Here is a 7,383-nt window from a genome sequence, read left to right as displayed (position 1 = left end):
GGATCTCCGTGGGAGAAGGAGCGGCGTTCGGTGCGTGCGATCGGCGTGCGCCACCCCGTGCGTCGAGCGTGCGTGCCGGGCGTCGCGACGCCGCGGAGATCCATCAGAAGGGCCCTGGGGCCGGCTCAGTCCCGCACGTACAGGGGCTCGCCCGGAGGTGTGGTCCCGGCCGGCAGGAGTGCCAGGTCGAGTCCGCGCACCAGGCGGGCCCGCAGTGTCTCGTCGGCGGCGAGCCGCTCGGCGACGGAGCGGGCGGCGGCCGCGGGCGGCACGGCCGGGTCGAGGACGAGGGCCAGGACGCCGTCCGCCGGTCCGGGACCGAGGTGGGCGCGGAGCACGGCGGGCTCGGCGGCCACGGCCGTACGGACCGCCTCCAGCACCAGGGGGTCGGCGAGCGGATCGGCCGCCGTACGCCCCTCCGCGAGGGCGAGCAGCGCGGCGCCCGTCAGCTCGAACGGCACCGGTCCCGACAGGTCCAGCACCACGGTGTCCGCCTTCTCGTGCGCGGCGGCCTGCAGCGCCTGGTGCAGCGGTACGGCGACGGGCCGGGCCGCCGGGTCCCAGCGGGCCAGCGACCCGGTGGAGGTGAAGGCGGGCAGGGCGGTGCGGCCGCCGGCCTTCAGGGTGGGCACCGCCATGTCGCTGGTCTTCTCGCGGCGCAGCCCGTTCTCGTCCTCCTCGACCTCGCCGAGCACGGCGACGACGGGAACCAGCAGCCGGGCGCCCTTCAGCGCCTCCAGGACGGGGCCCACCGCCGTGCGGTCCTCGGCCCAGGCGGCCAGCGCGGCGGTCAGCCGGGGGTCGGCGGAACCGTCGTCGTCGGAGTAGCCGGAGTCGGGAATGTTCTTGTTCGCCACGGTCCCCGACCCTATCGGTGGGATGCTGCTGCGGTTGTGCGGCCCCCGAAACCGGGCCGACACCGCTTTCACAGGAATCTCGGAATTCCCTGACCTTCCTCTAACGTCCGGCAAACGGCTCGCACAGTCCCCGCCCCGAGCATCGCGGGCATGGAGTCCTCCAGAGCCACTTCCGGTTCCCGCCGCGGCCGGCGCCGCGCCCGGCCACGGCGCCGGGCCCTTCTCGCCACCTCCCTCGCCGTGGTCGCCGTCCTCGGCGCCACGGCGGCCGGGACCGTGTACGTGAAGGCACACGCCCGCGAGGGCGCCGTATCCTCGGCTGCGTCGCCGTCGCCCTCCTCCTCGGCCTCGGCGCACGAGGAGGCGACGGTGGAGCCCGTGACGGAGCCGGCCGTGGACCGGGACGCGCTGCTGGGTTCGGCGATGGCGACGGTGAGCGTGCCGTCCGGTGCGCAGGTGTCGGCGGCCGTCCTCGACCTGGACACCGGTGACAGCGCGGTGCACGGCGACGCGGCCTTCGACACCGCGAGCATCGTCAAGGTCGACATCCTGGCGACGCTGCTCCTCCAGGCGCAGGACGCGGGGCGGCGGCTGACGGTGACGGAGCGGGCGTACGCCACGAAGATGATCGAGAACAGCGACAACACGTCGGCGTCGGAGCTGTGGGACACCATCGGCAGGGCGGAGGGGCTCGACGCCGCGAACAAGCGGTTCGGGCTGACCTCGACCGAGGGGGGCGAGGGGGAGCTGTGGGGGCTGACCCAGACCACGGCCGCGGACCAGCTCACCCTGCTCCGGCAGGTGTTCGGGGACGATGCGCAGCTGAGCGAGGCCTCGCGGGCCTACGTCCGGGGGCTGATGGCGACGGTCGAGTCCGACCAGCGGTGGGGGGTTTCCGCCGTGGCGGACGGTGCCGGGTGCGCGCTGAAGAACGGGTGGCTGGCGCGGAGTACGACGGGGCTGTGGGACGTCAACAGCATCGGGCGGGTGACGGTGGGCGGGACGGACTACCTGGTGGCCGTGCTGTCGAAGGGGACCGTGAGCCAGGCGAGGGGGATCTCGCTGGTGGAGGCGGCTGCGCGGGCGGCGGTGAGTTCCTTCACCGGAACCGATTCGTCGGCGTCCGCTTCGGCCTCTCCGGCGTCGGCCTCTCCGACTTCGGCCTCTCCGACTTCGGCCTCTCCGACTTCGGCCTCTTCGGCGTCGGCCTCTCCGACTTCGGCCTCTTCGGCTTCGGTCTCTTCGGCTTCTTCGGCTTCGCAGTAGGGGGAGGGACGACAGGTTCACGGGCGGGTGCGGCTGTACAGGGGTTGAGCGCGCAGTTCCTCCCCCAGCCTTCGGCCGGGGGTACCCCCAGCGCCCCCTGCGGGGCGCGTCTGCTGCGTGTCAGACAGGCCTGCGGCGGCTTCGCCACAGGAACACCGCGGCCACCAGGAGGACGCCGCCCGTGCCGCCCGCCAGGGGGGCCGCCCAGTCGGTGGCGCTCGTCGTGTCCTTCTCCGGGTCGGGGCCCGGACCGAAGTACCTCTTCCCGTACGCCGCCGCCGTCAGGTCCTGGGTCCTGAGCCTGCCCGCCGCCTTGATGGCGGCCACCGGGTCGATCATGCCGAAGCCGCGGGAGTCGTCCCGGCCGCCCGCCGGGGCGTCGCGGGCGGTGTCCTCCACGAGTTTCTTGATCTGGGCGGGGGTGAGTCCGGGGTGGGCGGCCTTGATCAGGGCCACGGCGCCCGAGACGAAGGCGGAGGCGGCGCTGGTGCCCCAGCCCTCGTAGTACTTGTGGTCCGGGTCCGCGATGACGATGTCGTCGCCGGGCGCGCTCACCGTGGCGTACCAGCGGCGGGTGGAGAAGGATGCGCGGGTGCCGAACTTGTCCACGGCGGTGGCCGCGATGACACCGGGATAGGCCGCCGGGTACGAGATGTGGTCGCCCTTGTCACCGCCGTTGCCGGCCGAGGCGACGACCACGACGTCCTTCTTCAGGGCGTACTGGATGGCCTCGTCCTCGCTGGGCTCGGGGTGCGCGGAGTCGGAGTCGTCGCCGAGGGACAGGTTGATGACGTCGGCGCCGTGGTCGGCGGCCCAGCGGATGCCTTCGGCGAGGGCGTCGCCGCGGGTGGCACGGGCCTTGCCGCGAGCATTGTCGCCGTCCTCGAGGATCACCCGGACGGGCAGGATCCTGGCCTCGGGCGCCACGCCCATCACACCGTCGCCGTTGCCGACGCCATGGCCGTGACCGGCGATGATCCCGGCCATGGCGGTGCCGTGCCGGGCCCAGTCGCGTTGGCCCTGCCGGGCGCCGAAGCCGATCATGTCCTTGGCGGCCAGGACGTTGCCGACGAGATCCGGGTGGTCGGCCTCGACCCCGGTGTCCAGGACGGCGACGGTGATGCCCCGGCCCTTGGTCGTCCGCCAGGCCTCGTCGAGGTGCAGGGCGGACAGGCCCCACTGCTGGGCGCGGATGCTGTCCGCGTACGCGGTCGTGGACGGCAGCAGGGCGAGCGAACCGGCGCACAGCAGCAGGCTCAGCGCGGCTCCGGTCGCGCGGCGCTTCATGAGGGTTTCTCCGTTGCCGGGCCTGCGATGTTCTGACGCAGTCGCCGTTCGATGCGGTCGGCCAGGCCCTGTGCCTCGTTGCCGAGGCCGGCCTGGGCCACGGCCGTGGTGGCGCCGGACGCCTCGGCGTCGGCGGCGGGCTGCGGGGTGTCGACGGTACGGCCGTCGGCCCAGCCGGAGACGGCGTAGGCGACGACCGGGGAGTCGGTGAGCACCGAGACCGTCCAGGACGCGCGCTGGTGCGGGCCGAACCGCTCGGCCGCGGTGCCCTTCGCGGCGTACGGGAGGGGAATCAGGTCGGTACGGCGGTCCAGGCGCTCGTCCTCGAAGCGTCTGGCGAGGGCGGTCATGCCGGCCGGGTCGGCCTTGGTGAAGAGCAGGCCGACGGTCGTCACGTAGCTCTGGGTGGCGTCGGTGTAGGTGGCGCGGACCAGGCGCCGGCAGCCGACGGGGGCGAGCACCTTGCGCAGCAGCGGGTCGAAGGCGTCGGTGCAGCCGGTGGCCGGGGCGACGGCGATCCGGGTCCAGGTGCGGTCGGCTCCGCCGGGGCCGGCGCCGGTGCCGAGCACGGTGGGCGGGAACAGTTCGTCGACGGGGACGTTGTGCCACAGGTCGGCGGCGGCGCTGTAGGTGCCGGCGGCGGTCACGTCACCGCCGTCGTCGACGATCCAACTGCCGGTCACGGCGCCGCCGATGAGGCCGAGGCCGAGGACCATGCAGGCGGCCGCGGCGGCGGTGCGGGGGGCCACGCGACCGACCAACGACAGGCCCCGCCCACGCTCGTCGTATCCCTCCGGCTCACCGAACGTGACAACGGGCCGGTCCCTGCCGGGAGTTCCCACGGAGGCGCTCCAGGACATGGCGGGGTCCGGCATGGGGCCGAGCGGCGCGGCGGGGGTGCCGTGGGCCGCGACGGGGCCGTGCGAACCGGCGGGCGGCACCCGAACCGTCGTCGGGGGCGCCGCCGGGCGGGGCGGCGCACCGCCCGGCACGCCCGCCGCCGGACCCGACGGAGCGTCGACGACAGCGGACCGCGCCACGCGCGGCGCCGCGACGGCAGAGGTGACTGCCGCAGTCTCCGCACCCGCCCCGGGACGCGGCACGCCACCGGTCGCCGAGCCACCGTCCGGACGTGAGGCGCTCACGGATGCCGGGGCGTCGCAGTCCGGGCGTGCTGTGCTCCCGGGTGCCGGGGCGTCGCCGTCCCGGCGTGAAGTGCCTGCGGGTGCCGGGGCGTCGCCGTCCCGGCGTGCTGTGCTCCCGGGTGCCGGGGCGTCGCCGTCCCGGCGTGAAGTGCCTGCGGGTGCCGGGGCGTCGCCGTCCGGGCGTGCCGCGGCGCCGACCGTCGGAGGGCTCGTCGGCCGGGGCGGGGTGGCAGGTGCCGGGACGGAGCCGGAGGCCGGACGGGTCGTCGGCCGCGCCGGGGCGCCCGCGGGACGCGACGCACCGCCGGTCGCCGGAGGCTCGGACGGGCGGGGCGGGGTGCCGGTCGTCGAGGACTGCGCCGTGCGCGGCGGCGGGGTGGTCTTCGGGGGTGTCGTGGGGCGGGGCGGGGCCGTGGGTACCGGGAACGTCCGCATGTGGGGGCTCCAGGCGCTGCCCGACACCGGCGCCCCGAGGGTGGTCGGGACGTCACTGCGGGACCGCTCGACCCGACCGGACCCGGTCGCCTCTGCGGAGCCTCGGGGCGCTCCACCCGACGACGGTCGCCCGTCACGCGACGGCGGCGCCCCGTAGGACAACCGGAACGGCGCACCCCGCCCACCGGACGCGGACCGCGCACCCCTCCCGACATCCCGCCCGGCGGACCCGGACGGCACGTCATGCCCCAGCGGTACGGTCCGGGGACCGGTTTCCCGACCGGAGGGCGTCGAGAGCACGCCCGGCTCCCCCTCGGGCGCGGAGGACGAGGACGACAGGTTCCGGCCGCCCTGCCGTCCCGAAGGCTCCGTCGGCGCGCCTCCGGCGTCGTCCGTGCGCAGTGGAGGGGTGTCGGGGAAGCGGGCCGAGGGGGGTGGGGGCGGGAGGGTGGCGGGGGGCGTGGGCCGGGGTGGGCGGAGGTTGGGGTAGCGGGGGCGGGTGATGCGTTCGGTGGTGGCCGAACCGTCGGCCGACCGGTCCCCCGCGCCCTGCTCGCCCTGCCCCACCGCACCCCCCCGACTCGTCCGGTCGTCACGCCTCTGCTGTCCGCCGGGCCGCCCCGGCAGCCGGTCCTGCCCGGTCCGCTCGGCTCCACCGGTGAATACGTCGGACCGGCGCGACCCATTCATCCGGTCGGGGCGCTCGAAGAAACCCGGCCCGTCCGCCCGCCCCTCGTCACCTTCGGCGACGGGCGCGGGCTCCCCGGGTGAAGGGCGTCGCGGGATCGGGGCGTGCTGCGCTTCCCTGCTCATGCGCCCCCCGTTTCCTCGTACCCGGGCCACCTTCTCGTACGGGCCGTCTCGCTCCCCGGCGCAAGGGGCCGCCCCGGGCACACCTACCCCTGCCCGCGGATCCGCATCCCGGCGCGGGTCGGGCGACCAGGCCGGTTCCGCCGTACGTGCGCGTCACTCTACGGGTTGTACGAGCGCGAACGGGAACCAGTCCACGCCCCCGGGGCATCTGCCCGGATCGTCCCCCTACCCTGCGGTAATCCTGTCTGGCAGGCTTCGTTCATGACTGCGCGCGCCGCTGACCGGGCCCGTTACGACCGGGCCACCGCCCACCTCGACGCCCCCCTCGCGATCGTCGACCTGGAAGCCTTCGACGCCAACGCGGACGACATCCTGCGCCGGGCCGGCGGCAAGCCGGTACGGGTGGCGAGCAAGTCCGTGCGGTGCCGGCACCTGCTGGAACGGGTGCTGGCCAAGGACGGGTTCGCCGGGATCATGTCCTTCACGCTCGCGGAGTCCCTGTGGCTCGCGCGGTCCGGCTTCGACGACGTCCTCCTCGCCTACCCGTCCGCCGACCGGACCGGGTTCGCCGAGCTGGCCGCCGACCCCAAGCTCGCCGCCGCCGTGACGGTGATGATCGACGACCCCGCCCAGCTCGACCTGATCGACGCGGCCCGCGACGGCGGCACCGAAGTCGTGCGGGTCTGCCTGGAGTTGGACACCTCGCTGAAGCTGCTGGGCGGCCGGGTGCGGATCGGGGCCCGCCGCTCGCCGCTGCACTCCCCCGCCCAGCTCGCCGACCTCGCGCGGGCCGTGGCCCGCAGGCCGGGCTTCAGGCTGGTGGGGATCATGGGGTACGAGGGGCACATCGCCGGGGTCGGCGACTCCGTCGCCGGCCGGCCGCTGCGCTCCCGCGCGGTGCGGCTGATGCAGGCCACCGCCCGCCGCGAGCTGGCGGAGCGGCGCGCCGCGGTGGTGCGGGCGGTCCGGGCCGTCGCTCCCGACCTGGAGTTCGTCAACGGCGGCGGCACGGGCAGCGTGCAGACCACGGCGGCGGAGGAGGCGGTCACCGAGATCGCGGCGGGCTCCGGCCTGTACGTACCGCGCCTCTTCGACAACTACACGTCGTTCACCGGCCGTCCGGCCGCGCTGTTCGCCATGCCGGTGGTGCGGCGGCCCGGGGTCGGCGTGGTCACCGTGCTCGGCGGCGGTTACCCGGCCTCGGGCGCCGCGGGCCGCGACCGGCTCCCGGTGCCGTACCTGCCGGAGGGACTGTCGTACGACCCGCAGGAGGGCCCCGGCGAGGTGCAGACCCCGTTGCTGGGCGCCGCGGCGGACGATCTCCTGATCGGCGACAAGGTGTGGTTCCGGCACGCCAAGGCGGGCGAACTGTGCGAGCGGTTCGCCGAGTTGCAGCTGGTCGAGGGCGACCGGGTGACGGCGACCGTACCGACGTACCGGGGCGAAGGCCACACCTTCCTCTGACCCCGGTGCCGGGCGGCCCGCGCACGGCCCGCCCGGCCCGCCGGACGGCTAGGGCCCTTCTGATGGATCTCCGTGGAAGAAGGAGCGGCGTTCGGTGCGTGCGATCGGCGTGCGGG

Annotated in this window: 5 protein-coding genes; 2 read left to right on the top strand and 3 right to left on the bottom strand. The window is 75.3% G+C overall.

All coding sequences use genetic code 11. The features are described 5' to 3' along the window. Window positions 1-125: 125 nt before the first annotated feature. A complete protein-coding gene (locus tag AB0958_RS43895) occupies window positions 126-857 on the bottom strand; it encodes an SseB family protein (protein WP_366896085.1) in 732 nt (243 codons plus the stop codon). A 150-nt stretch (window positions 858-1,007) separates the two neighbouring features. Between AB0958_RS43895 and AB0958_RS43890 the strand changes: the two genes are divergently transcribed. Then, window positions 1,008-2,123 carry a serine hydrolase gene (locus tag AB0958_RS43890; protein WP_366896084.1) on the top strand — a complete coding sequence of 372 codons (1,116 nt, stop codon included), beginning with the start codon at window positions 1,008-1,010 and terminating at the stop codon, window positions 2,121-2,123. Between the two features lie 120 nt (window positions 2,124-2,243). Here the strand turns inward: AB0958_RS43890 and mycP are convergent, their stop codons facing one another. Both mycP and AB0958_RS43880 read right to left on the bottom strand, forming a co-directional pair. Then, the gene (gene mycP / locus AB0958_RS43885; RefSeq protein WP_366896083.1) at window positions 2,244-3,410 is read right to left on the bottom strand and encodes a type VII secretion-associated serine protease mycosin; all 1,167 of its coding nucleotides are present in this window, start codon (window positions 3,408-3,410) and stop codon (window positions 2,244-2,246) included. Further along, a complete protein-coding gene (locus tag AB0958_RS43880; protein WP_366896082.1) occupies window positions 3,407-4,450 on the bottom strand; it encodes a hypothetical protein in 1,044 nt (347 codons plus the stop codon). Before AB0958_RS43880 ends, mycP begins: the two co-directional genes overlap by 4 nt. A gap of 1,614 nt (window positions 4,451-6,064) precedes the next feature. Between AB0958_RS43880 and AB0958_RS43875 the strand changes: the two genes are divergently transcribed. Continuing rightward, on the top strand, window positions 6,065-7,267 hold the full coding sequence (locus AB0958_RS43875) for an amino acid deaminase/aldolase (protein WP_366896081.1): 1,203 nt from the start codon (window positions 6,065-6,067) through the stop codon (window positions 7,265-7,267). The last annotated feature ends 116 nt before the right edge of the window (window positions 7,268-7,383 follow it).

Source organism: Streptomyces sp. NPDC006655, assembly GCF_040703965.1.
Lineage (GTDB): Bacteria > Actinomycetota > Actinomycetes > Streptomycetales > Streptomycetaceae > Streptomyces.
This window is presented reverse-complemented; position numbering and strand designations above follow the sequence as displayed.

What these genes read in the sequence shown, in the direction of transcription:
- AB0958_RS43890 (WP_366896084.1), top strand. Translation starts at nt 1,008, where the DNA reads ATGGAGTCCTCCAGAGCCACTTCCGGTTCCCGCCGCGGCCGGCGCCGC.
- AB0958_RS43875 (WP_366896081.1), top strand. Translation starts at nt 6,065, where the DNA reads ATGACTGCGCGCGCCGCTGACCGGGCCCGTTACGACCGGGCCACCGCC.
- mycP (WP_366896083.1), bottom strand. Translation starts at nt 3,410, where the DNA reads ATGAAGCGCCGCGCGACCGGAGCCGCGCTGAGCCTGCTGCTGTGCGCC.